Annotated in this window: 19 protein-coding genes and 1 pseudogene; 12 read left to right on the top strand and 8 right to left on the bottom strand. The window is 73.5% G+C overall.

What is annotated here, in order from left to right:
- Positions 1-26 precede the first annotated feature (26 nt).
- The 3 genes from ACFC1R_RS13870 (at position 27) to ACFC1R_RS13860 (ending at position 3,633) form a co-directional block, all read left to right on the top strand.
- Positions 27-854: an ABC transporter ATP-binding protein gene (locus ACFC1R_RS13870; protein WP_375937752.1), complete on the top strand. Its 828-nt coding sequence runs from the start codon at positions 27-29 to the stop codon at positions 852-854.
- Between the two features lie 89 nt (positions 855-943).
- Positions 944-3,043: a penicillin acylase family protein gene (locus ACFC1R_RS13865; RefSeq protein WP_375937749.1), complete on the top strand. Its 2,100-nt coding sequence runs from the start codon at positions 944-946 to the stop codon at positions 3,041-3,043.
- Entirely contained in the window at positions 3,040-3,633 is a 594-nt protein-coding gene (locus tag ACFC1R_RS13860; protein WP_375937746.1) for a GNAT family N-acetyltransferase, read from the top strand. The genes ACFC1R_RS13865 and ACFC1R_RS13860 overlap by 4 nt, the downstream gene beginning before the upstream one ends.
- Before the next feature lie 84 nt (positions 3,634-3,717).
- Here the strand turns inward: ACFC1R_RS13860 and ACFC1R_RS13855 are convergent, their stop codons facing one another.
- Positions 3,718-4,482, bottom strand: coding sequence for a serine/threonine protein kinase (locus ACFC1R_RS13855; protein ID WP_375937743.1), 765 nt, complete (start codon positions 4,480-4,482; stop codon positions 3,718-3,720).
- Between the two features lie 471 nt (positions 4,483-4,953).
- Positions 4,954-5,394, bottom strand: coding sequence for a hypothetical protein (locus ACFC1R_RS13850; protein WP_375937740.1), 441 nt, complete (start codon positions 5,392-5,394; stop codon positions 4,954-4,956).
- 209 nt (positions 5,395-5,603) lie between these two features.
- Between ACFC1R_RS13850 and ACFC1R_RS13845 the strand changes: the two genes are divergently transcribed.
- The gene (locus ACFC1R_RS13845; protein ID WP_375937737.1) at positions 5,604-6,554 is read left to right on the top strand and encodes a hypothetical protein; all 951 of its coding nucleotides are present in this window, start codon (positions 5,604-5,606) and stop codon (positions 6,552-6,554) included.
- Between the two features lie 3 nt (positions 6,555-6,557).
- The gene (locus tag ACFC1R_RS13840) at positions 6,558-8,279 is read left to right on the top strand and encodes a M16 family metallopeptidase (protein ID WP_375937734.1); all 1,722 of its coding nucleotides are present in this window, start codon (positions 6,558-6,560) and stop codon (positions 8,277-8,279) included.
- 76 nt (positions 8,280-8,355) lie between these two features.
- Here the strand turns inward: ACFC1R_RS13840 and ACFC1R_RS13835 are convergent, their stop codons facing one another.
- Positions 8,356-10,014, bottom strand: a complete 1,659-nt coding sequence (locus ACFC1R_RS13835; RefSeq protein ID WP_375937731.1) for an MFS transporter — start codon at positions 10,012-10,014, stop codon at positions 8,356-8,358.
- Between the two features lie 183 nt (positions 10,015-10,197).
- Here ACFC1R_RS13835 and ACFC1R_RS13830 point away from each other — a divergent pair, with 183 nt between their 5' ends.
- A complete protein-coding gene (locus tag ACFC1R_RS13830) occupies positions 10,198-10,830 on the top strand; it encodes a TetR/AcrR family transcriptional regulator (protein WP_375937728.1) in 633 nt (210 codons plus the stop codon).
- 354 nt (positions 10,831-11,184) lie between these two features.
- Positions 11,185-12,870 (top strand): annotated as a pseudogene (locus ACFC1R_RS13825) (TIGR03767 family metallophosphoesterase); the annotation flags it as partial.
- 6 nt (positions 12,871-12,876) lie between these two features.
- Here ACFC1R_RS13825 and ACFC1R_RS13820 read toward each other — a convergent pair.
- Both ACFC1R_RS13820 and ACFC1R_RS13815 read right to left on the bottom strand, forming a co-directional pair.
- Positions 12,877-13,251 (bottom strand): DUF2637 domain-containing protein, encoded by a 375-nt coding sequence (locus tag ACFC1R_RS13820; protein WP_375937812.1) that lies wholly within the window; start codon positions 13,249-13,251, stop codon positions 12,877-12,879.
- A gap of 322 nt (positions 13,252-13,573) precedes the next feature.
- Entirely contained in the window at positions 13,574-13,816 is a 243-nt protein-coding gene (locus tag ACFC1R_RS13815) for a hypothetical protein (protein WP_375937725.1), read from the bottom strand.
- Positions 13,817-14,277: 461 nt separating this feature from the next.
- Between ACFC1R_RS13815 and ACFC1R_RS13810 the strand changes: the two genes are divergently transcribed.
- On the top strand, positions 14,278-15,597 hold the full coding sequence (locus tag ACFC1R_RS13810; RefSeq protein ID WP_375937722.1) for an IS21 family transposase: 1,320 nt from the start codon (positions 14,278-14,280) through the stop codon (positions 15,595-15,597).
- A gap of 213 nt (positions 15,598-15,810) precedes the next feature.
- A complete protein-coding gene (locus tag ACFC1R_RS13805; RefSeq protein WP_375937719.1) occupies positions 15,811-16,131 on the top strand; it encodes a hypothetical protein in 321 nt (106 codons plus the stop codon).
- 115 nt (positions 16,132-16,246) lie between these two features.
- Here ACFC1R_RS13805 and ACFC1R_RS13800 read toward each other — a convergent pair whose 3' ends face one another.
- The gene (locus tag ACFC1R_RS13800; protein ID WP_375937716.1) at positions 16,247-17,836 is read right to left on the bottom strand and encodes an amidohydrolase family protein; all 1,590 of its coding nucleotides are present in this window, start codon (positions 17,834-17,836) and stop codon (positions 16,247-16,249) included.
- A 207-nt stretch (positions 17,837-18,043) separates the two neighbouring features.
- Here ACFC1R_RS13800 and ACFC1R_RS13795 point away from each other — a divergent pair, with 207 nt between their 5' ends.
- Both ACFC1R_RS13795 and ACFC1R_RS13790 read left to right on the top strand, forming a co-directional pair.
- Positions 18,044-18,811 carry an IclR family transcriptional regulator gene (locus ACFC1R_RS13795; protein ID WP_375937713.1) on the top strand — a complete coding sequence of 256 codons (768 nt, stop codon included), beginning with the start codon at positions 18,044-18,046 and terminating at the stop codon, positions 18,809-18,811.
- Between the two features lie 112 nt (positions 18,812-18,923).
- Positions 18,924-19,589 carry a transcriptional regulator gene (locus ACFC1R_RS13790; RefSeq protein WP_375937710.1) on the top strand — a complete coding sequence of 222 codons (666 nt, stop codon included), beginning with the start codon at positions 18,924-18,926 and terminating at the stop codon, positions 19,587-19,589.
- Between the two features lie 98 nt (positions 19,590-19,687).
- Here the strand turns inward: ACFC1R_RS13790 and ACFC1R_RS13785 are convergent, their stop codons facing one another.
- Both ACFC1R_RS13785 and ACFC1R_RS13780 read right to left on the bottom strand, forming a co-directional pair.
- Positions 19,688-20,596 (bottom strand): carbohydrate kinase family protein, encoded by a 909-nt coding sequence (locus ACFC1R_RS13785; protein WP_375937707.1) that lies wholly within the window; start codon positions 20,594-20,596, stop codon positions 19,688-19,690.
- Positions 20,593-21,519: a pseudouridine-5'-phosphate glycosidase gene (locus tag ACFC1R_RS13780; protein ID WP_375937704.1), complete on the bottom strand. Its 927-nt coding sequence runs from the start codon at positions 21,517-21,519 to the stop codon at positions 20,593-20,595. Before ACFC1R_RS13780 ends, ACFC1R_RS13785 begins: the two co-directional genes overlap by 4 nt.
- A 105-nt stretch (positions 21,520-21,624) precedes the next feature.
- On the opposite strand from ACFC1R_RS13780, the gene ACFC1R_RS13775 reads away from it, so the two are divergent.
- The gene (locus tag ACFC1R_RS13775) at positions 21,625-22,125 is read left to right on the top strand and encodes a hypothetical protein (RefSeq protein WP_375937701.1); all 501 of its coding nucleotides are present in this window, start codon (positions 21,625-21,627) and stop codon (positions 22,123-22,125) included.
- Positions 22,126-22,179 lie beyond the last annotated feature (54 nt).

Raw genomic sequence — 22,179 nt, 5'->3', positions numbered from 1 at the left:
ACCCGCACCAGAGGCAGGTACCCACCATGGAGAGCGACTTGACGCAGGAACCGACACGGCTGGCCGGACGGGAGCTGACCCTCCGCTACGAGCAGCGGGTCATCGCCGAGAACCTCACCGTGGCCGTCCCGGACCACTCCTTCACCGTCGTGGTCGGCCCCAACGCCTGCGGCAAGTCCACCCTGCTGCGCGCGCTGTCCCGCACCCTGCGGCCCGCCGCCGGAACCGTCCTGCTGGACGGGCGGGACATCAGCGCCCTGCCCGCCAAACAGGTCGCCCGCACCCTGGGACTGCTGCCGCAGTCCTCCGTCGCCCCCGACGGCATCGCGGTCTGCGACCTGGTGGCCCGCGGCCGCTACCCGCACCAGGGGCTGCTGCGCCAGTGGTCCCGGGAGGACGAGCGGGTCGTCGCGGAGGCGATGGCCGCGACCGGTGTCGCCGAACTCGCCGACCGCACCGTCGACGAGCTCTCCGGCGGCCAGCGCCAGCGCGTCTGGATCGCGATGGCGCTCGCCCAGCAGACCCCGCTGCTGCTCCTCGACGAACCGACCACCTACCTGGACATCGCCCACCAGATCGAGATCCTCGACCTCTGCGCACGCCTGCACGAGGAGCAGGGCCGGACCCTGGTCGCCGTCCTCCACGACCTCAACCACGCCGCCCGGTACGCCACCCACCTGATCGCGATGCGTGCCGGTGAGGTGGTCGCCGCCGGGCCCCCGGGCGAGATCGTCACCGCCGAGCTGGTCGAGGAGGTCTTCCGCCTCCCCTGCCGGGTCATCGACGACCCCGAGACCGGCACCCCGCTGGTCGTCCCCGCCGCCCGCCGGCGCGTCACCGCACCCTCCCGCTGACCCGCAGCCCGGAGCGCGGCGACCGGGACGCGGCCGATCGGGTGCACAGCCAGAAGCGGCCGCACCACCAGCAGAACGTCAGGAGAAACGTGAGCATCGAGGTCTACCGAGACCCCTGGGGCATACCCCACCTCCGCGCCGGGAGCGCGCTCGAACTCGCCCGCGCGCAGGGCCACAACGCCGCCACGGACCGCGGCTGGCAGCTGGAGGTCGAGCGGCACCGCGCGCAGGGCACCACCGCCGCCTTCCTCGGCCCCGAAGCCGTCGGCTGGGACCGCTTCGCCCGGCAGGCCCGCCTCGCGGACACCGCCCGGCGCTGCTTTGCCGCCCTCGACGCCGACACCGCAGCCTGGGTGCAGAGCTACGTCGACGGCGTGAACGCCGCGCTCCCCGAACAGGCCGCCCAGGCACCGGAGTTCGCCGCGGCCGCGGTCACCCCGGGCCGGTGGCAGCCCTGGACCCCGCTCGCCGTCTGGCTGTCGCACCACATCCTCTTCGCGGGCTTCCCCGCCAAGCTGTGGCGCGAGACCGTGGCCCGCCGGCTCGGCCCCGGGGCGATCGGGCTGTTCGCCACCGACGGCCCCGCCACCTCGGGCAGCAACGGCTGGCTGGTGCCCGGCGGGCGCACCGCCACCGGCGCCGCCCTGATCGCCGGCGACCCGCACCGCTTCATCGAGGCCCCGGGCGTCTACCAGCAGGTCCACCTGGCCTGCCCGGAGTTCGACGTGGTCGGCCTGGCCGTCCCCGGCGTGCCCGGCATCGCGCACTTCGGCCACACCGGCAAGGTCGCCTGGGCGATCACCAACGCCATGGCCGACTACCAGGACCTCTACCGCGAACGGCTGCGCCGCAGCGGCTCCGGCGTCGAGGCCCTCGGACCGGACGGCTGGCGGGCGGCCGCGGTCGGGGTCGAGACCGTCGAGGTGGCGGGCGGCGACCCGGTCCGGGTCGAGGTGATCGAGACCGAGCGCGGCCCGGTCGTCGCCGGCGGGCCGGACGGGCCCGCCGAGGCGATCAGCCTGCGCTACCCGCCCCGGGTCCGCGAGGACCTGGGCTTCGCCGCGCTGCCGGCGCTGCTCAGGGCGACCACGGTGGCCGACGTCGACCGGGCGTTCGACCACTGGGCGGAGCCGGTCAACGTGGTCCAGGCCGCGGACACCGAGGGCGGGTTGCTGCACCGGGTCGCGGGTGCGGTCCCGCTGCGGCACCCCGACAACAGCCTGCGCGTGGTGCCCGCCTGGCAACCCGGCCACGACTGGCGCGGCTGGTACGGGCCGATGCCCCACGAGCAGGTGGACGGCGTCGCGGTGATGGCCAACCAGCGCGGCCCGGCCGGGCCGCTGGGCGTCGAGTTCGCCCCGCCGCACCGGGCCGATCGGATCCGCCACCTGCTGGAGCAGCGGCAGACCTGGTCGGGCGCGGAGATGGCGGACATCCACACCGACACCCATCTGGCCTCCGCCCGCCCCCTGCTGGACCTGCTGGCCGGACTCGACGGCCTGGGCCCGGACGCCGCGCGCCTGCGGGGGCGGCTGCTCTCCTGGGACCGGAGGATGGCCGCCGATAGTACCGACGCAACGTCATATGCGGCTCTGCGCAGCGTTGTTGTGCGCAGGTTAACCGCCCATCCCGCGCTGTCCGGGCTCGCGGAGCCGACGCCGTACCCGGAGGTCTTCCTGCCCTGGCTCGCCCTGGTCCCGCGCGTGGCGTACGGGCTGGAGAGCCTGCTGACCACCGGGCTGCTGCCCGACGTGGACCGGGCGGAACTGGTCCGCGAGGCCGTCGAGGAGGTCGCCGCCGCCGGGGCGCCGGCCACCCCGTGGGGCGAACTCCACCGGCTGGCACCGTGGCAGGCCCTTCCCGATCTCCCCGGCACCCCTGGCGGCCCCGACACCCCTGACGGTTCTGACGGGCGGCCGGACGGGAGCTGGCCGGGGCTGGCCGGCGACCACGACTGCGTGCTCTCCACGTCGAGCGTCCCCGGCATCACCGACCGCAGCGCCCGCGGGCCCGCCGCCCGCTACGTGTGGGACCTGGCCCGGCGCGAGGACAGCCTCTGGGTGGTGCCGCTCGGAGCGTCCGGCAGACCCGGAAGCGCCCACTACCGCGACCAGTTGCCGCTCTGGCTGCACGGCGGACTCGTCCCCGTGATCACCGACTGGACCCTGCTGACCGAGGAACGAACTTGAGCGACCCGACCACCGGGCCCTCCGCCCGCCGCCGCGAGGCCGTGTACGAGCAGTCCGTCGACGGCTTCGGCACCGTCCGCGTCCTGCCGCTGGATCCGGCCGCCGACGCCGAGGTGATCCACAGCTGGGTCACCCAGGAGCGGGCCCGCTTCTGGGGCATGCTCGACGCCGACCGCGAACGGGTCCGGGAGATCTACGAGTACGTGGACTCGCTGAGCACCCACCACGCCTACCTGCTGCACCGCGACGACCGGCCGGTCGCGCTCTTCCAGACGTACGAACCCGAGCACGACCCGGTCGGCGAGTGCTACCGGGTCCGGGAGGGCGACTTCGGCGTCCACCTGCTGATCGGCCCGGTCGCCGAGGACCGGCTGTCCGGCTGGACCGGCACCCTGCTCTCGGTCTTCCTGGGCTACGTCCTGGCGGATCCGACCCGGCTGCGGATCGTGGCCGAGCCCGACGCCCGCAACGACAAGGCCATCGCGCGCCTCCTGCGGACCGGCTTCACCCTCGGCCCCGAGATCCGGCTGCCCGAGAAGCGGGCCCGGCTGGTCTTCCTCGACCGGCAGGTCTTCGACCGCCGGAGCTGACCGGCCCGAAGGGCGGCGGGCGGCGGTGCGTGCGCGTACCCGCACCGCCGCCCGAGCCGCACGCCCGCCGGACCGCCTCGCCGGTCACGGCCCGTGCCACGGCGGCAGGGCGGGCAGGTGCTCCTCCCGAACCAGGTCGAAGCGGAGGGCGAAGGCGACGAGTGCGCCGCGCTTCCCGCCGAGTGGTCCGCCACAGGGGTCGTCGGACCCGAACAGCCGCAGCTTCGCCGTGGCCAGGTAGTCGATGTGGCAGGCGACCGCCGACCGGGTCAGGTGGGCGCAGGAGGGCAGCAGGCGGAGCCGGTGCAGGACGTCGCCGACCCCGGGGACGACGGTGCCGGACGGGTCGCGCAGCCGGGGTTCGCAGAGCGCCAGCAGCACGAGGAAGTACGTGGAGGTCGGATCGAGGGAGAACGGACCGGTGGCCCGCTCCCCCGGGGCCCCGGACAGCTCGTCGGCCAGGTAGGCGTGCTGGGGTGCGAAGACCTTGAAGGAGACCGGCGCCTCGGAGGCGGGCAGGATCACCCGGGAGAACTCGAAGGCCACCGGGGCGCCGAGCCGGCCCGGCGCCACCTTGACGCACTCGCCCGCACCTTCGAGGTTCTCGACCACGTAGGTCGCCGTCCGGCTGAAGTTGGAGAGCCGCCAGTAGTCCTCGACCGCCGTCAACTGCCCGGCGCAGCCGGACACTCCGGGCTCGTCGAGCACGATCGGAACCGCACCCCGCGGCGCGCCGCGACCGAACCCGGCACTCTCCCCCGGCCCCAGACGCAGCAGCCTCGGCGCGGCAGCCGAATCGTCGGTGCGCCGCTCGGTCTGCTCGGGCAGCTGCACGAGCACGGTGTCCACTCGGTCCTCCCCTGGTGCGTACCCCTACTGTACTGGGGCCGGTCCCGTCTGTTGACTGATCGTCAAATATCGTTCGGTGCACCGCCCGTACCCACTTCAGGACGGAGACGGACACCGGGTTCATCGAGGCTCGCACCTCGACGCGGACCAGGCTCCGAGCTGGGCCCACACTTCCGGGGGCTCCTGCCCCGGAGGGATCCGCCCGCCAGGCGCAGCCGAACGCACAGCGCGCGGGCCGGGGCGGCGTGCAGCCGCGGGCCGCCCGGGAGCGTCCGGACGGGGAGGCGGGCCCGGTGGCACCTGGAGCGCAGACCGGACGGCCTCCGGCCGGATCGGCTCCGCGCGGCGCCGCGCGGCGGAGGTTTCGCCCGCCGGCCCGGCGGGTGGCGTACGTACGGGCCCGAACGTCCTGCGCGGCAATGACGGAACGGCCCGCCAGAAATACTGACGGGCCGTCATTCGGAATGGAAGTCAGAGCGTGGGCGGAATACGGGTGATGAACTCGCGTCCGCCGGACTTGGCGGCAGGCGGGAAGACCATCTTCAGGCCCTTGTCCTGCCCCTGGATGGTGAGCACGGTCTTCAGTCCCAGGCCGAGCAGCGCCTTGCTCAGCGGCGCTGCGGTGACGATCTCACGCGGCAGCACCATCAGCAGCTTTCCGGGCTTGCCGGTGGCGGTCTTGCCGTCGAAGAACAGCAGGCGCTGGTCCGTGAGCACCCAGTACATCGGGCGCGGCTGGACGGTGGCGACGACCATACCGGCGGTGAGGGCGCCGACCAGGGCGGTGGTGAGCACCTGGCGCTTGACCGAGACCGAGCCGATGTTCGCCATGTCGGTGAGTTCGATCCGCTCTCCCTCCACGAGAAGGGGGGTGGCGGATTCGAGCAGCTGCTGCCGACGTCTGTTCTGCATGTTGTTCCTTGTGCTTGTCTCGCACTGATGTGCGTTCAGATATCGGCAGTCTAGGGGGGGCCTGCTCGGAGAAAGTCAAGCGGAGGTTGACATTCCGGAAACCTTTGATCATTTCTTCGGCAGCTTTGCCCGAGTGTGTCTCAGTTCGGCCGGACTCGCACTGCAATGGCGCCGACCAGCCGTGACGTCGCAGACCTAGGATCTCCGGCATGTTCCCAGCCGATGCCCTCCCCGCCCCCGATTTCGACCCGGTCGCCGGCCTGCCCGAACTCGTCTCGGTCCGGCAACTGGCCGAGGCCCGGGACTGGCCCGGCCTGCGCGAACTGTTCGGACGGCTGACCGACGAACACGGCCGCTGCGTGGCAGCCGGCATCGTCGGCGAGGTCCCGGACGTGGAGCAGTTCCTCGCCCACGTCGTCCGGCAGGACGCCGATCCGCTGGCCGCCACCCTGCTGGCGAACCGCCGGATCGTCCTCGGCTGGCAGGCCCGCACCGACTCCCGGGCCAAGGACGTGACCGCGGACCAGTGGGTGCGGTTCCGCGAACATCTCAACCACGCCGAGCAGTTGCTCATCAGGGTCACCGCACACCGGCCCGACTTCGCGCTCGCCTGGGCCGCCAGGCTGACCGTCGCCATGGGGCTGTCCCTCGGCCTGAGCGAATCCCGGCGCCGGTACCAGCGGCTCACCGCGTACCACCCGCACCACTTCGTGGCGCAGAGCCGTCGGCTCCAACAGCTGCTGCCCAAGTGGGGCGGGAAGTGGGAGGACGCGCACGCCTTCGCCCTCGAATGCCTGGCCGGCGCACCCGACGGCGCGCTCAGCGGTGCGCTGCTGGCCGAGTACCACATCGAACGCTGGCTGGACCTCGGGCGGGGCGACAAGGGCGCGGAGTACCTGCGACAGCCGCACGTCCGCGCGGAACTGGCCGACGCCGCCCACCGGTCGGTGCTGCACCCCGCCTGCCGGGCCCGCTACGGGATCGTCGGCGTGCACGGCGAGTTCGCCATGGCCACCTCGCTGGCCGGCGAACTCGCCCAGGCCGCACGGCACTTCGGTGCGACCGGGGGCTTCGCGAGCCGCTTCCCCTGGGACTACCTGCCCGGCGACGCCCGAGCGAACTTCATCGAGCACCGCGAACGCGCACTGGCGAAGGGCTGAGCCGTGATCCACCACTTCGAGGTCGACGGGGTTCCCGCCGTCTTCACCCAGCGCCCCGGTCGGCTCTCCGCCGGTCTGGTCTTCCGGGTCGGCCAGGCCGACGAGACGCTGGCCCGCACCGGTGTCACCCACCTCGTCGAGCACCTGGCCCTGCACCGCCAGGGCGTCGCCGACTACCACTTCAACGGCGCGACCGGGAACCTGCACACCCACTTCCACCTGGACGGCTCCGAACAGGACGTCAGCTCCTTCCTGCTGGGCGTCTGCCAGTCCCTCGCCCGACTTCCGATGGACCGGCTGGAGACCGAGAAGGCCATCCTGCGGACCGAGGAGGCCGGCCGCTCCACCGGTCCGGCCGAGGCCATGGGTCTGTGGCGGTACGGCGCACAGGGGCACGGCCTGGTCAGCTATCCGGAGTGGGGGATCACCGGCCTCGGCCCGCAGGACGTCCAGCAGTGGGCGGACACCTGGTTCACCCGCGGCAACGCCGCACTGTGGGTGGCCGGCGAGCGGGTGCCGGCCGGCCTGCGGCTGCCGCTGCGCCCGGGCCCGCGGATGCCGGTGCCGGCGGTGCCCTCGGTGCTGCCCGCGACTCCCGCGTACTTCAACGGCGGTACCGGTCAGGTGCTGTTCGACGCCGTGCTCCCGCGCGGCGCGGCGACCTCGCTGTACGCGTCCGGCCTGGAGCGCGAGCTCTTCCAGGCGCTGCGGCAGGAGGGGGGTTACTCCTACACCGCCACCGCGGGCTGTGCGCACCGCGGGGACGGATGGTCCGTCGTCACCGCCCTCGCCGACGCGCTGCCGGAGCAGCAGGACGCGGTGCTCGGCGGGTTCCTCGACGTGCTCGCCCGGTTGGAGGCGGTCGGCATCGCGCAGCACGACCTCGACGCGATACGGAGCAGGGCCGACGAGGCGTACCTGCTGCCGGAGGCCGACGCCGAACGGCTGCCCCACTACGCGGCGGACCTGCTCAGCGGTCTGCCGCTGCGCCCGGTCGAGGAACTGCGCGCCGAACTCTGGGCGGTGACCGCGCAGGACGTCCACACGATCGCCCGACAGGCCCCGGCCGCCGGACTGCTCCGTGTCCCGCTCGGACGGCGGGCCGACTGGGCGGGTTACACCGCCGCACCGACCGCCTCGACCTCGGCCGTCGCGGGCAGGCGGCACCGCTCGCGGGCGAAGGACGGTCCTGACCTGGTGATCAGCAGTGAGGGTGTCAGCCTGGTCGACGCCGAGGGGGCCCTCACGGTGCGCTACGACAGTTGTGCCGCCGTGCTGAGCTGGCCGGACGGCGGGCGCAGGCTGATCGGCACCGACGGCATCTCACTGGAACTGGAGCCGGCCTGCTTCACCGTCGACGTCCAGTCGCTCGCCACCGTCGACGCGGCCGTGCCGGCCGCCGCCGTGGTGCGGATGCCGGCCCGCGGTGCCCGGCCGGTTCCGAAGGCCGGTGCTGCGGCCGGACCTGCCGACGCCGGGCCCGCCACCGCCGCGCCGCCGTTCGGCCGCGGCCAACGGTTCGCCCTGGCGGCCATGACCACCGCCGCCTGGCTCTGGGGAACCCTCGCGGTGTTCATGGTCCTGGGGGAGGCCGGCCAGCCCGGGCTCGGAGCGGCGGACTGGGCCGTGGTCGGGTTCACCTGGGTGGTCGAGGCCGCGCTGGTGTGGTCCGTGGTCAAGCGGCGACGGCGCCGCAGCCGTGCGGCGGCACCGTCGCCGCGGTGACGGACCGGGCGCCGGGGGCCGACCGGCCGCAACGGTTCCCGGACGGCGCCCGGTCACTCGTCGACAGCGCTTCGGGTCAGTACGCCCGGCCCTGACCGGCAGGCACCTGCCCGGCGGGCTCTCCCCCGGCGGGCGCCGCAACGTCCGCGCCGCCGGCGTGCGCTTCAGCGCCCGCGACCGGTCGGCGGCCCGCGCCGCTCCCGGGAAGGATCAGCAGGACCAGTACCGCGCCGACGGCCATCACGGTGCCGCCGACCAGGCTGGTGTGGGCGACGGCGTCCGCGAAGGAGCGGTGGGCGGCCGCGACCAGCTGACCGGCCCGCTGCGGTCCGCCGGCCGGGTCGGCCGCGACCCGCTGCGCCACCGCGAGGGCGCCGCCGACCGAGTCCTGGGCGATGTGCAGGGCCTCGGGCGGCAGGTGGCCGCCGACGGCGCCGGTGAGGTTGCCGCGGTAGGTGGTCGCGAGGATCGAGCCGAGCACGGCGATGCCGAGTGAGCCGCCGAGTTCGAGGGCGGTGTCGTTGAGGCCGCCGCCGACGCCGAGTTCGTCCTCCGGGAACAGGCCCATGATGGTGTCGGTGCAGGGGGCGACGCTGAGCCCGATCGCGAAGCCGAGCAGCAGGAAGGAGGGGAGGAAGTCGGTGTAGCCGGAGCCTGCGTCGATCCGGGTGAGCAGCAGCACCCCCGCCGTACCGATCGCCATGCCCGCCACCACCATCGGCTTCATGCCGAGCCGGGGAGTGGCCAGGCCGGTGAGTGCCGCACCGACGAAGACGGCACCGGCCAGCGGCAGCAGCCGGGCACCGGTGGCGAGCGGACCGTAGCCGAGGACGAACTGCAGGTGCTGGGTGGCGTAGTAGAGCGCTCCGAAGGTCCCGAGGAAGAACATCAGCACGGCGAGCATCGAGCCGCTGAACGACCGGACCCGGAACATCCGGACGTTCACCAGCGGCTGGGGGTGCCTCAACTCCCAGCCGACGAACAGCAGCAGGCCGATCGCGGCGGTCACGGCCCCGGTGACCGGGCCGGCGCCCCAGCCGAAGTGCGGGCCCTCGATGATCGCGTAGACCAGCGAGCCGACGGTGACGATCGACAGCAGTCCGCCGACCAGGTCGAGCCGGCCGCGCCGCCCGGCCCGGGACGGCGGCACCAGGACGAGGGCCGCGACGAGCGCGACGAGCGCGATCGGGATGTTGATCAGGAAGGTGGAGCCCCAGGCGTGGTGCTCCAGCAGCCAGCCGGCGACCAGCGGGCCGACGGCGACCGCGAGTCCCGAGGTGGCGGTCCAGGCGGTGATCGCGCGGACCCGCTCGGCCCGCGGGAAGGTCGCGACCAGCAGGGAGAGCGTGGCGGGCATGATGGTGGCCGCGCCGACGCCCATCACCGCGCGGGCGGCGATCACCGCGTTCGCGCTGTGCGCCGTACTGCCCAGCACCGCGCCCGCGGCGAAGACCACCAGCCCGGCGATCAGCCCGCCCCGCCGGCTGTAGCGGTCGCCGACCGCGCCCAGCAGCAGCATCAGCGCGGCGTACGGCACCGTGTAGCCGTCGATCACCCACTGCAACTGACTGCTGTCCAGCCCCAGGTCACGGGTCATGTCGGGGGCGGCGACGATCAGCGAGGTGTTGGCCATCACCACGATCAGCAGGCTCAGGCAGAGCACCAGCAGGGCCCACCAGCGCCGTGGATAGGGGCCGCTCATCCGGTCGACGGGTGTGGAGGCGAAGAAAGACATGGGTCAGGTCCTTCGGGAGGGGAGAGCTCCGAGACGAGTTTCTTGCACACTGATGTGCAGATTAGCTACTTGCACATCAGTGAGCAAACACGGCTCCGGCCCGGGCTCCGATCGCATAGGCTGAGGCCCCGACGACCGCGCCCGGACGACCGCGTCCACCGCGTTTCCAGAGAGGTTCCAGGCATGCCGGATCCCGCCGACGGCGCTCCCCGGCGGAGCCACGCCCGCTCCAACCGGGCCCGCATCCTCGAGGTCGCCCGGCGCGAGCTCGGTGCCCGGCCGGATGCGACGCTGGACGAGATCGCCCGCGCCGCGGGGGTCGTCCGCCGTACCGTCTACGGTCACTTCCCCGGCCGCGCCGCCCTGCTGGACGCGCTCGGCGAGGAGGCCTCGGCCGCACTGCGGGACGCGCTCGCCGCCGCCGACCTGCCGGCGGCGAGCGCCGAGGAGGCGTTCGCGCGGTTCCTGCTGCGGCTGTGGCCGGTCGGTGACCGCTACCGGATGCTGTTCGCACTCGCGCGCCGCGACCTGGGCGAGGAGCGGTTCGCCGAGCTGCTGGCCCCGGCCTCCGCGCACTGCACCGCCGTCCTGGCGCACGGTCAGACCACCGGCGCCTTCCACCGCCACCTGCCCGCCCCGGTCCTCGCCACCGCCCTCCAGGGCCTGACCTTCTCGCTGCTGGAGAGCGTCAACCTCGGGGAGTGGCAGGACGACGGGACCGAGGCCACCATCGTCACCCTCATCGCCGCGGGCGTGTCCCCCACCCGCGCCGCCGCCGTGGTCCACGAGCTCCGGGCCGCCTCCCGTCCGGCCTGAGCCGAGCACCTCCGGACGCCGCACCCGAGCCGCCGCGCCCGTCCCACGGCCGGTCAGGAGCCGGCCCCGACGGCCGTCACCGTCCGTTCGAGTCCACTGATCCGGCGTCACCGCACCGCCGTCGAAGCCACCGGATCCATCTGACGAGTCGGCAGAACGCGCCGTCCGGCGACCGCCGTAACGACCGGTGCTCGTCGCCGACTGTTTCCGTCCCGTTCGCGCACAGGGCTTCAGTCCTGACATACCAGCCGGTAATATCCGCCCGGACCGACCCGGGTCGGTCAGTCGTTCGAGAGGTCCCGGGCAGGCCTCCGGGCTGCTGCCGGGCCGTCAGGAGGGGTTTCCATGCGTGCAATGACCAGACGGACCTTCGTCGGCGGCGTCTCCGCCACCGCTGCCGGAGCCGCGCTGTCCCTGGCCGGTGGGACGTTCGCCTCGGCGGCCGAGCGCGACCGCGCGCTGGCGGCGACGGCGGCCCGCGCCGTACGGGTCGAGGGGACGACGCTCGAACAGGTGGCCACGCCCACCGGCACGTCCGGCTACCGGCGCCTCGCCGCCGGGCCCGGCTGGCCGCTGGTGGTCCGCGGTGAGCTGGCCGGCCCGCAGCCGGGGCGCGACGACCGGCGCACCGCGCTCGCCGGGTTCGTCCAGTTCACCGACCTGCACCTGATGGACACCGAGTCCCCGGTGCGGTTCGAGTACCTGGCCCGGTGGAACGACAGCGCGCACCGCCCCCAGGAGACGCTGACCGTGCGCGGCGCCTCCTCGCTGGTCGAGCGGGTCAACTCGCTGGCCGCGGGCCCGTACACGGGCAAGCCGTTCGACCTGGTGATGACCACCGGCGACAACACCGACAACCACGAGCGGATCGAGCTCGACTGGTACCTGAACGTCCTGAGCGGTGGCCGGATCACCCCGAACACCGGTGACCCGACCCGCTACGAGGGCGTGCAGAACTCGGGCAGCAGCGCGTACTGGAACCCCGAGATCTCCTTCCGCGACGACTACAAGGCCAAGGGCTTCCCCCAGGTGCCGGGCTTCCTCGGTGCTGCGGGCCGTCCGTTCGACGCCCCCGGGCTCGACGTCCCGTGGTACAGCACGGTCGGCAACCACGACGACAGCCTGGAGGGCACGCTGCCCGACCTCGGGCTGCTCGGCGCCCTGTACGCGGGCGACCGCAAGCTCGAGGGCTGCAACGACGCCGACGCGGCGAAGATCATGGAGGCGCTGCGGCGCGACCCGGCCGGTGCCGCCCTGCTGCTGGGCAGGCTGCTGGCCGACGGCAACGCGGTCCGCCGGATCACCCCCGACGAGCGCCGCCGGCCGTTCACCCTCAAGGAGTTCGCCAAGGCCCATCTGGACCCGGCCGTCACCGGCCCCGGCCCGGTCGGCCACGGCTTCACGGCGGACGCCGCCGACAGCGGAAAGCTCTACTACACCTTCCGCATCGCCGACGGGGTCCTCGGCATCAGCCTGGACACCACCAACGAGGCCGGCTTCGCGGACGGCTCCCTCGGCACCGCCCAACTGCAGTGGCTGGAGCGGACGTTGCAGGCGCACAGCGGCCACTGGTACGACGGCGACGGGCACCCGGTGCGCGGCGGCAAGGGCAACGACCTGGTCGTGATCTTCAGCCACCACACCAGCACCAGCATGGGCAACCTGCGACCCGACCCGCGCAACATCTTCGAGAAGCGGCACGACGGCAACGAGCTGGTCGCCCTGCTCCAGCGCTACCCGAACGTCCTCGCCTGGGTGAACGGCCACACCCACGAGAACCGGATCACCCCGCACGGCCACGCGGTGCCCGAGCGCTCCTTCTGGGAGATCAACACCGCCTCGCACGTCGACTTCCCCCAGCACGCCCGCATCATCGAGATCGCCGACAACGGCGACGGCACCGTCTCGCTCTTCACCACCCTGATCGAGTCCGCCGCCCCGTACGCGACCGACTTCGACGACACCTCGGACGCCGGTCTCGCGTCCCTGTACCGAGAGCTCTCGTACAACGACCCGTACGCGACCCCGGCCGCCTCCGTACTCCTCTCAGCGGGAGGACTTGTGTGCGGCCTGCCGGTACGCGGGCCGGTGCGCGCCCTTGCCCGACGTGAGCTGGCGGACCAGTTGGTGCAGGGAGACGACCGCGGTGACCGGCGGGAGCCCGGCGACGATCACGTCCGGCACCGTCCACGACACGTCGGCGATGCACAGCCCGGTCGCGACGCTGGAGAACAGCACCACCACGACCCAGGAGTGCAGCAGCCGTCGCCCGTCCAGCGCGGCGCGCAGCACCGACAGGCAGCCCACGATCCACGGCCCGTAGACGATGAGCGGCCACAGCCGCGACAGTCCGTGCGGCACCCGGGAGAACGCCAGGTCCTGCAACGGGTGGTAGGAGAGGGTCCACCCCAGCAGGCACATGGCGGTGACCGTGACGGCGGTGAGCACCCCGAACAGCGAGCTGAAGATCTCCGACCACGGCGCCGTGCGCGGATGTTCCCGCCGCCGGTGCCGGGGCACCGGCGCGGCCACCTGGTTGGCGCCGACCGTCGCGAAGTCGTCGGCGGCGCCCCGGGGATGGGGGACGAAGAGGGCTTCGGTCTCCCAGCTGCCCTGTTCGTAGGGGGCGTGCTCGTAGGCGGCGTGTTCGTAGGGAGCGTGTTCGTAGGGGGCGGCCCGCGGGTAGTCCTCGGGGCCGTAGTAGACAGTGGCCCCGTAGGAGGGGAAGAACTCCCCCGCGGGGTCATACATGGCACCTGACCTTGACGGAATCGACCCCGCAGCGGGCGGCGAAGTCCTCCTCCAGCTGACGGATCGTCCGCACGAAGTCCGCCAGCAGGCGCGAGCAGTGCTGCAGGACGACCCGTTCACCGTTGCACGACAGGTAGCCGGTCCGTACGTCGCCCGCGAAATTCCGCCGGTCCGGGACGAAGAGCCACTTTCCGAGACTGGCGACCGGATCGTGCTGCGACGGCGGTGAAGCCATTGGCTGGCGCATTGAACTCATGCCCCCGTCAACGAACGGCGACCGGCCCGCGCATGTGCGGCAGACGGGCGTCCTTCCATATTCGATATCCCGGATGCTCGTCGAAATTACCCGCAATGACATGAACGGCCGATGCCGCCCGGTCCGGAAATTTCCCGGGCGCGCGGCCGACCGGCGGGGCACCTGCCCAGGGGGTCACCGGGGTCGATTTCCGGATTGCCGACCCTTACGTATTAATTTCCGGCGGTGCTCGCTGAATCTCCCCAGTGGCGCGGGGGGTGGCGCAAAGCCTGCCACGGCCGCACCGCTCACCGAAATTCCCCAGAGGTGCGCGCCCTGGCGGGTGCGCCCATTCTTCCATTCGATCTTTCCGACATCGTGTAACATTTGCCGCCGCTTGGGGTTTCGTCATCAATTGAGAACCCGCATGTGGTTTCGGTCAGGGCTGCGAGGGGCAACGGATGCTCACCAAGGAGGAATACTCGGATGTACGGGAACTTCGTCGTCAGGGGTGGTCCATCTCGGCGATCGCCCGGCACCTGGGGCGTGACCGCAAGACGGTGAGGGCCTACCTCGACGGGGATCGGATCGCGGGGGTCCGCAGCCCCGTCCAGGACGAGTACTCGCGGTTCCTGCCGTACACCCGGCAGCGCCTCATCGACGATCCGCACCTGCCGGCCTCCGTGCTGTACGACGAGGCGGTCGCGCTGGGCTATCCGGGTGGCTACTCGACCTTCACCCGTGCACTGCGCAGGCACCGGGTCCGGCCGCCGTGCGAGCTCTGCCGGCCCGACCGGTACCGGGGCCACGGCACCGGCCTCCACCTGGCGGACGAGGCGGTCCGGTTCGAGTGGCTGAGACTGCCGGACCCGCCCGCGCACTGGGGCTACGGGGACCACGCCCTCCTGCTGACGGCCTCGCTGGCCGGCCGCGGCCGCTGGCGCGGAGTACTGGCGGAGAGCACGGACTTCCCCGAACTGCTGGAGGCCGTGGACCAGGTGATCCGGCGCATCGGCGGCACCACCGGGCGCTGGCAGTTCGACCGGACACCGGCCGTGTGCTGTCCGACGACCGGCCGGGTGACGCCGGCCTTCGCCGACGCGGCCAGGTACTACGGCGCCGAGGTCGACATCCGCCCGGCCGGCCGCGCCGGGCGAACCGGCCGGTCCGACGCGGAGGACGAGACGGGCGAGGCCGGTCGCCGTGCCGTTCGGCGCTGGTGGCGCGCGCTGCCGGGCGAGATCGGCCTCTGGGCGGCACAGGACCGCCTCGACCGCCTCGCCGGCCGGATGGACGGCCGCCGCCGGCCGGCCGGCGACCCGGCCGCGGCAGCCCGCGCGCCGGCGCTGGCCGACCTGCCCGACGCTCCGTTCCCGGTTCGGATCCACGCCAGCAGAACCGTCACTTCTCAGGGCCAGGTGTCCTACCGCGGCAACTACTACCCGGTCCCCGCCGACCTGTCGGGCGCCGTGGTACGGGTCTGCCGGCGCCTTGACGAACCGTTCCTGTCGATCACCACCGCGAGCGGAGCGGTCATCGCCCGCCACGCGCTGGCCCCGCAGGGCGCGGGGTTGACCCTGACCGGCCGCGGCCGGGCCATCGTCCTGGACCGCACCACCCGTACGTCCCGCACCGACGCCCCGCCGCCCTGCCGGCTCGAGAGGGTGCCCCGGCCGCTGTCCCGGGAGGCGCTGGCCGAAGCCCGGGCCCTGCGCGGGCCGGGCGTGGCGGCGGAGCACCGCGATCCGCGCGGCCGATCCGGGGCAGAACCGCACAGCTGAGCCGGGGTACCGCGAACCGCACCGGACGGGCGGCGCAGCGACTCGCAGGGCCGAGGCGGCCCGCCGGCTGCGCCTCGCCGATCGCGGCCCGATCGGGCCGGGACCTTCGCCGCCTCCGGGTGTGCGCGACCGCGAGGGTACCGGCGCGTCCGCGCGGCGGTGCGCTCCTAGACTGGACCAAGGGGGCGCAGAAGGTCTGTGAGGGAGCGCGCCATGCGTCGACGCCACAGTTTCCACCGGGATCAGTACGGCCACTCGATCACCGTGAACGTCCGCTCCGGTCTGCTCACCGAGACCGAGTTGCTCGTGGACGGCAAGGAGGTCGGGTTCCTGCGCGAACGCGGTACCGGCCACCTGCCGCGCAGGCTGACCGGAGAGCTGCCCGACCACCCCGCCCGCCCCTTCACCGTCCGGCTCGACCGCCCGGCGCCCGGCCTGCACCTGCCGACCTGTGTCCTGGAGCTGGAGGGCCGCGCCCTGCCGATGCCCGACCAGGTCGCCCACCCCGAGCCGAGCCGCGCCGCCGCGCGCTGACCTCGGCCCGGCCTCGGCCGAGGTCAGCGGGGTCCGGGCGGCCGGACGGGTCGAAGGGCGGTACCGCGTCCCCCGTCGACGGCGGGGACGAGGACGGCTGCGGGGGTACCGGCGGTCACCGGGTGGATCCGTCGGCGGTGCGGCGCAGCGCCCGGCCGGGGAGCGCGCCGGTGGGCCGGCCGTCGGCGATGACCCGGGTGCCGCCGACGAACACGTGGGGTATGCCGGTGGCCGGTCGGCACGGGTCGGCGAAGGTGGCGGTGTCGGCGACCGTGGCGGGGTCGAAGAGGACCAGGTCGGCGTGGTGTCCCGGCCTGATCAGGCCACGATCGGCGAGGCGCAGCCGGCGGGCCGGGCGGCCGGTCAGGTGGGCGACGCACTCCTCCAGCCCGAGGACGCCGAGTTCGCGGACGTAGTGACCGAGGTAGCGGGGGAAGGTGCCCCAGGCCCTGGGGTGCGGTTTGGCGGCGGCGAGCAGTCCGTCGCTGCCGCCGGTGTGCGCCGGGTGGCGCATGATCGCCCGGACGTTCTCCTCGTGCCCGACGTGCTGGATGATCGTGGTGCTCAGCCCGTCCGCGACCAGCAGGTCCCGGTAGACGTCGAACGGGCGCCGTCCGCGGGCCTCGGCGAGTTCGGCGACGGTGCGCCCGATGGCGTCCGGGGAGTGCGAGCCGGAGATCTCGACGGCCTGCCAGTCCACCGGGACTCCATGGCAGCCGTCGGAGCCGCGCCGCTCCACGTCGTGCCGGATCAGGGCGAGTTCGGTCGGGTCGTCGAGCCGTCGGAGGATCGCGGCGGGCCCGCCGCGGGAGGCCCAGCTGGGCAGCAGGGCGACCAGGGTGGTGGAGCCGGGGAGGTAGGGGTAGGTGTCCAGGGTGAGGTCGCAGCCCGCGGCGACGGCCCGGTCGAGGAGGGCCAGGAAGTCCCCGGCACGGCCCTGGTTGACACCGAAGTTCATGGTGGCGTGCGCGAGGTGCAGCGGACAGCCGGAGCGCAGCGAGACCTCGATCATCTCGGCGTAGGCCTCCAGTGCGCCGACGCCGTAGGAGCGCTGGTGCGGGGAGTAGTAGCCGCCGTGTGCGGCCACCACCTCGCACAGGGCCGCGAGTTCGGCGGTGTCGGCGTACATCCCGGGTGCGTAGGTGAGGCCGCTGGACATGCCGACGGCGCCCTCCCGCAGGGCGGTGGCCACCAGCTCGCGCTGGCGGTCGAGTTCGGCCCCGGTGGCCGGGCGCCGGTCCCAGCCCATGGCGAGCATCCGTACCGAGCCCTGTGGCACCAGGTAGCAGGCGTTGACCGCGATGCCCCGGTCGAGGCGGTCGAGGTACTCGCCGACGCTGCGCCAACTCCAGTCGAAGTCGGGCGGGTTGCCGTTCCACCCGGCGATGGCGTGCCGGATCTGGTCGAGGGTGCCGTCGTCCACGGGGGCGTAGGAGAGGCCGTCCTGGCCGAGGACCTCGCAGGTGACGCCCTGGCTGACCTTGGCGGCGTGGTCGGGAGCGGTGAGCAGGGCGAGGTCGGAGTGCGCGTGCATGTCGACGAAGCCGGGACACAGGACCAGGCCGGTGGCGTCGAGCACGCTGCGCCCGGGCAGCCGTCGGCCGATCCCGGTGATGCGGCCGTCGCGGACGGCCACGTCGGCGCGCCGCCCGGGAGCGCCGGTGCCGTCGACGACCGTCGCGCCGCGGATCACCAGCTCTGCCATCGGCCCCCCGCCCCGCTCGTGCGCCGCCCCGGGGTCACCCGTGGATTGCACTATGTGCAACGTTCATTGCGCAATATGCGAGACTCGTTCTAGCACCACCCCGGCGCGACGGTCAATCACCCCGGACAGTCACCCCGGGCGGTCACCCCGGGCGGTCACCCCGGGCGAACGGGGGAAGACCACCATGACGGCAACAGGAGTGCAGCAGTGAGCCAGAGCCTCTCCCGGGCGCTGACGATTCTGATCCGGCTCGGCGAGGGTCCCCGCACGATGGACCAGCTCGCGGAGGAACTGGGCGTCCACAAGACCACGGTGCTCCGGCTGGTGCGGACCCTGGAGGAGGAGCGCTTCGTCTACCGGGACCGCGCGCACGGCTTCCACATCGGCTCCCGGACCTTCGAGCTGTCCCACGCGGCACTGGCGCAGCGCGGCATCCGCGACATCGCCGCACCTCACCTGGCCGGCCTCAACCGGTCCACCGGCCAGACCGTGCACCTGGGGGTGTACGAGGGCGGCGACGTCGTCTACCTGGACAAGTTCGAGTCCCGCCAGCCGATCCGGATGTACTCGCGGATCGGTGCCCCGATGCCGCTGCACGCCACCGCGATCGCCAAGGTGCTGCTGGCCGACCTCCCGGCGGCGGAGCGCGAACGGGTCGCGGCCCGCCTCGACTACACCCGGTTCACCGACCGTACGATCACCGACGCCGCCACCCTGCTGGCGGAGCTGCGCCGGGTCGCCGCCCAGGGGTACGCCGTGGACGACGCCGAGCACGAGACCTTCATCAACTGCATCGCCGCCCCCGTGCGCGACGCGAGCGGCGCGGTGGTGGCCGGGATCTCGCTCTCCGTTCCCGACGTGGTGCTCGGCCGCGACCAGGTCCGGGCCCTGCTGCCCGAACTGCGCCGCACGGCACTGGACGTCTCCGCCGACTGCGGCCACCACCCCGTGAACGGCCCGGCCGGCGGCGCCTGACAGCCGCGGCACCCGCTGGCGCGGCCTGCCGGACACCGGGGCCGACCCCGCCTAGCCTGGTCCTCAGCCCGGTCCGCAGGACCTGCCGGCACCGTCATCCCGGGGAGAGCCGATGAGCGCACAGGCACGTGAGGTGTTGCGGAGCGTCCGCCGGGAGCTCGCACCCGGCGAACGGGAGAACCGGCTGCTCCCGCTGATCGCCGACGGGCGGGCGCCGGTCGCCGTGCTGGCCGAACTCGCCGCGCAGCAGCACCGGATCATCACCAGTGACCGGCGCAGCCTGCTCGTGCTGGCCGCCCGGTGCGCGGACGTCCCGGCGGGCGGCTGGTTCGCCGCTCTCGCCGAGGGCGAGAGCCAGGCACTGCGCGCACTGACCGGCTTCGCCGAGGGCTGCGGCCTGACTCCCGCCGAGGCCGCCGCCCGCGAACCGCTCGCCGGCTGCCAGGCCTACCCCGCCTACCTCGCCTGGCTCGCCCTCAACGGCGAACCGACCGGGACGATCCTGGCGCTCGCCGCCAACTTCGCAGCCTGGGGCGGATACTGCGCGAGTGTCGCCCGCGCACTGCGGAGCCACTACGGCTTCCCGGACGCGGCCTGCGCGTTCTTCGACTTCTTCGCCGAGCCCGCGCCGGAGCTGGAGGAGCAGACCGTCCGGGTCCTCGCCTCGGCCGGCCTCACCGCCGAGCGGATCGACGGCGGGCGCCGCTACGGACAGCAGCTGCGGTGCTACGAGCTGATGTTCTGGAACACCCTCGCGGACACCCGCCCAACCGGCTGAGCGCCTCCCCCGGCCGGTGACCGCCGGGCACCCGGCCGTGCATGTTCGGCCCACCGTTCGACCGAATGCGACAACTCCTGGCCGCTGAAACGGAATTCTCAGCTCCGGACCGGCGGCCGGCCCCCGAGCACCTCGACGGCGGCGGCACCGGTCCGGCAGCCGGCCACGGTGGCCTCGACCAGGTCCGCGCCAAAGAGCCGGGCGGCGAGGAAGCCTCCGGTGAAGGCGTCGCCCGCGCCGGTGCTGTCCACGGCCAGGGCGGCCACCCCGGGCACCCGGGCGAGCAGTTCACCCTGCCGGGCTGCCAGCGCGCCGGCCGCGCCGAGCTTGACCACGGCCTCGCCGTGGACCGCGCTGAGCCGCTCGGCGGCGGCCACCGGGTCGGCCGTCCCGGCGAGCAGCCGCGCCTCCGCCAGGTTGGGCAGGACGAGCCCGGTACCGCCGACCGCGGCCAGGAAGGCGGGCAGGCCGAGCAGCTCGATGAAACCGGTGGACGCCGGATCGACGCTCACCGGGATGCCCGCCGCACGGGCGGCCGCATGGACCGTGGCCGCCAACTGCCGCCCGGCTTCGGTGAAGTAGAGGTACCCGGACAGGTGGACCCGGGCCGATCCGGCCAGCAGCGCGGCGTCCCAGTCGGCGCTGCAGAGCCGGGTGGCCGCGCCGCTGTCGGTGACCAGGGTGCGCTCGGCCCCGGCGTCCACCAGTGAGATCACCACCGCCGTCGGGGCCTGCCGGTCCACCACCAGGTGCGGGTCGACTCCGGCGGCGCACAGCTCCTCCCGGTGCCAGTCGGCCGAGTTGGCGCCGACCCGGGCCAGCAACCTCACCTCGGCGCCGGAACAGGCCGCCCAGGCAGCCGTGTTGGCCCCCGAGCCACCGGGCCGGAAGGCGATCCTCGCGGCGGTGTCGGTGTCCGGGGCCAGGGCGTTGGCGTGCAGTGCGACGATGTCGGTGACGACGTCGCCGATCACCACCAGGGCGTTGCCCGCTGTGCGTCGGCTCATCGCCCGGCCCACCGGACGGCGATCGCCGCACCGAGCCGGACGTTGCCGCGCACGGCCGCCAGGTTGGCCTCCAGTGAGGCGCCGCCGGTGTGCTCGACCAGGTAGGAGAGCAGGAACGGCGTGATCGCCTGCCCGTCGACACCCGCCCGGTCGGCCGCCGCCAGCCCGTCGGCCAGCACCCGGTCGTGCAGGCGCGGGTCGAGCTGTTCGGCCACCGGCACCGGATTGGCCACGACCACGGCCGAGTCGAGGCCGCCGAGCGCGTCCTGGGCCCGCATCACGGCCGCGACCTCGGACGGCTCGTGCACCGTCCAGTCCACCGGCCGGCCCGAACTCGTCAGGTAGAAGCCGGGGAACTCGGCCGTGCGGTAGCCGAGCACGGTCACGCCCAGCGTCTCCAGGCGCTCCAGGGTGGCCGGCACGTCCAGCACCGACTTCACCCCGGCGCAGACCACGGTGATCCTGGTCCGCGCCAGCAGCGCGAGGTCGGCGGACTCGTCCTGGGTGGCCGTCCACCGGCGGTGCACTCCGCCGAGCCCGCCGGTGGCGAAGACCCGGATGCCCGCGCGGGCCGCCAGGAACGCGGTCGCGGAGACCGTGGTGGCCCCGCTCGCTCCGCCCGCCAGGGCCGGGGCGAGGTCGCGGAAGCCCAGCTTGCGCAGCGAGCGGTCACCGGCGACGCGCTCGAGACCGTCCTTCGCCAGCCCGATGTGCGGCACCCCGTCCAGGACGGCGACGGTCGCGGGCACCGCACCCGCCGACCTGACCAGCTCCTCCAGCTCGGCCGCCACCCGCAGGTTCCGGGGCCTCGGCAGACCGTGGGCGATGATCGTGGACTCCAGCGCGACCACCGGCGCGCGGCGCTCCAGCGCCTCCCGCACTTCGTCGGAGACCCGGGCCACTGGCAGCGGAGATTCCGTCATTCCCGAATCCTGGCGTGCCACCGGCCGGTTCAAACCCGCCGGACGCCGTCGGGTACTTTATTGCACATAGTTTGCAGTTGCGAATACTGGGCAATTGAGTACGCGATGGTCGGGTCGAAGCCCGTGGCGCTGGGGATCGAGTCGTCCTGCGACGAGACCGGCACCGGACTGGTCCGGGACGGGGTGCTGCTCGGCGTGGCGTCCAGCATGGACGAGCACGCCCGGTTCGGCGGCATGGTGCCCGAGATCGCCGCGCGGGCCCACGTGCACGCCGTCGCACCGGTGGTACGGGAGGCCCTCGACCGGGCGGGGCCGACCCTCGGCGACGTCGGAGCGGTCGCGGTGACCACCGGCCCGGGGCTCTTCGGCGCCCTCCAGGTCGGCGTGGCCGCCGCCAAGGGCTACGCCTTCTCGCTCGGCGTCCCGCTGTACGGGGTGCACCACCTGGCCGCGGCGGGCGGGCCAGGGCGGTCGGCCCCGGGACGGAACCGTCCCGCCCCAGCGAGCGTCGTACGGTCGCGCCACCTGCTGCCGCCACCACCGCGCCCGGGCCTCGCCACCTGCGACGACTGCCTCTCCGCAGCTCCGCCCAGGACTCGTCGGTAACCTCTCGTCACGCTCAATTACGTAAAGTTTTTGTGTTCGAGAGGGCAACGATTT

The sequence above is a fragment of the Kitasatospora sp. NPDC056138 genome (assembly GCF_042264695.1).
Lineage (GTDB): Bacteria > Actinomycetota > Actinomycetes > Streptomycetales > Streptomycetaceae > Kitasatospora.
This window is presented reverse-complemented; position numbering and strand designations above follow the sequence as displayed.

Bases quoted from the DNA above. Each gene is read 5' to 3' on its own strand.
- ACFC1R_RS13820 (WP_375937812.1), bottom strand. From the start codon at position 13,251: ATGTGCCTGCTGGGGTGGACCCTCTCCTACCACCCGTTGCAGGACCTG.
- ACFC1R_RS13815 (WP_375937725.1), bottom strand. From the start codon at position 13,816: ATGGCTTCACCGCCGTCGCAGCACGATCCGGTCGCCAGTCTCGGAAAG.
- ACFC1R_RS13830 (WP_375937728.1), top strand. From the start codon at position 10,198: ATGCCGGATCCCGCCGACGGCGCTCCCCGGCGGAGCCACGCCCGCTCC.
- ACFC1R_RS13790 (WP_375937710.1), top strand. From the start codon at position 18,924: ATGAGCGCACAGGCACGTGAGGTGTTGCGGAGCGTCCGCCGGGAGCTC.
- ACFC1R_RS13835 (WP_375937731.1), bottom strand. From the start codon at position 10,014: ATGTCTTTCTTCGCCTCCACACCCGTCGACCGGATGAGCGGCCCCTAT.
- ACFC1R_RS13805 (WP_375937719.1), top strand. From the start codon at position 15,811: ATGCGTCGACGCCACAGTTTCCACCGGGATCAGTACGGCCACTCGATC.
- ACFC1R_RS13785 (WP_375937707.1), bottom strand. From the start codon at position 20,596: ATGAGCCGACGCACAGCGGGCAACGCCCTGGTGGTGATCGGCGACGTC.
- ACFC1R_RS13850 (WP_375937740.1), bottom strand. From the start codon at position 5,394: ATGCAGAACAGACGTCGGCAGCAGCTGCTCGAATCCGCCACCCCCCTT.
- ACFC1R_RS13780 (WP_375937704.1), bottom strand. From the start codon at position 21,519: ATGACGGAATCTCCGCTGCCAGTGGCCCGGGTCTCCGACGAAGTGCGG.
- ACFC1R_RS13845 (WP_375937737.1), top strand. From the start codon at position 5,604: ATGTTCCCAGCCGATGCCCTCCCCGCCCCCGATTTCGACCCGGTCGCC.
- ACFC1R_RS13800 (WP_375937716.1), bottom strand. From the start codon at position 17,836: ATGGCAGAGCTGGTGATCCGCGGCGCGACGGTCGTCGACGGCACCGGC.
- ACFC1R_RS13775 (WP_375937701.1), top strand. From the start codon at position 21,625: ATGGTCGGGTCGAAGCCCGTGGCGCTGGGGATCGAGTCGTCCTGCGAC.
- ACFC1R_RS13810 (WP_375937722.1), top strand. From the start codon at position 14,278: ATGCTCACCAAGGAGGAATACTCGGATGTACGGGAACTTCGTCGTCAG.
- ACFC1R_RS13870 (WP_375937752.1), top strand. From the start codon at position 27: ATGGAGAGCGACTTGACGCAGGAACCGACACGGCTGGCCGGACGGGAG.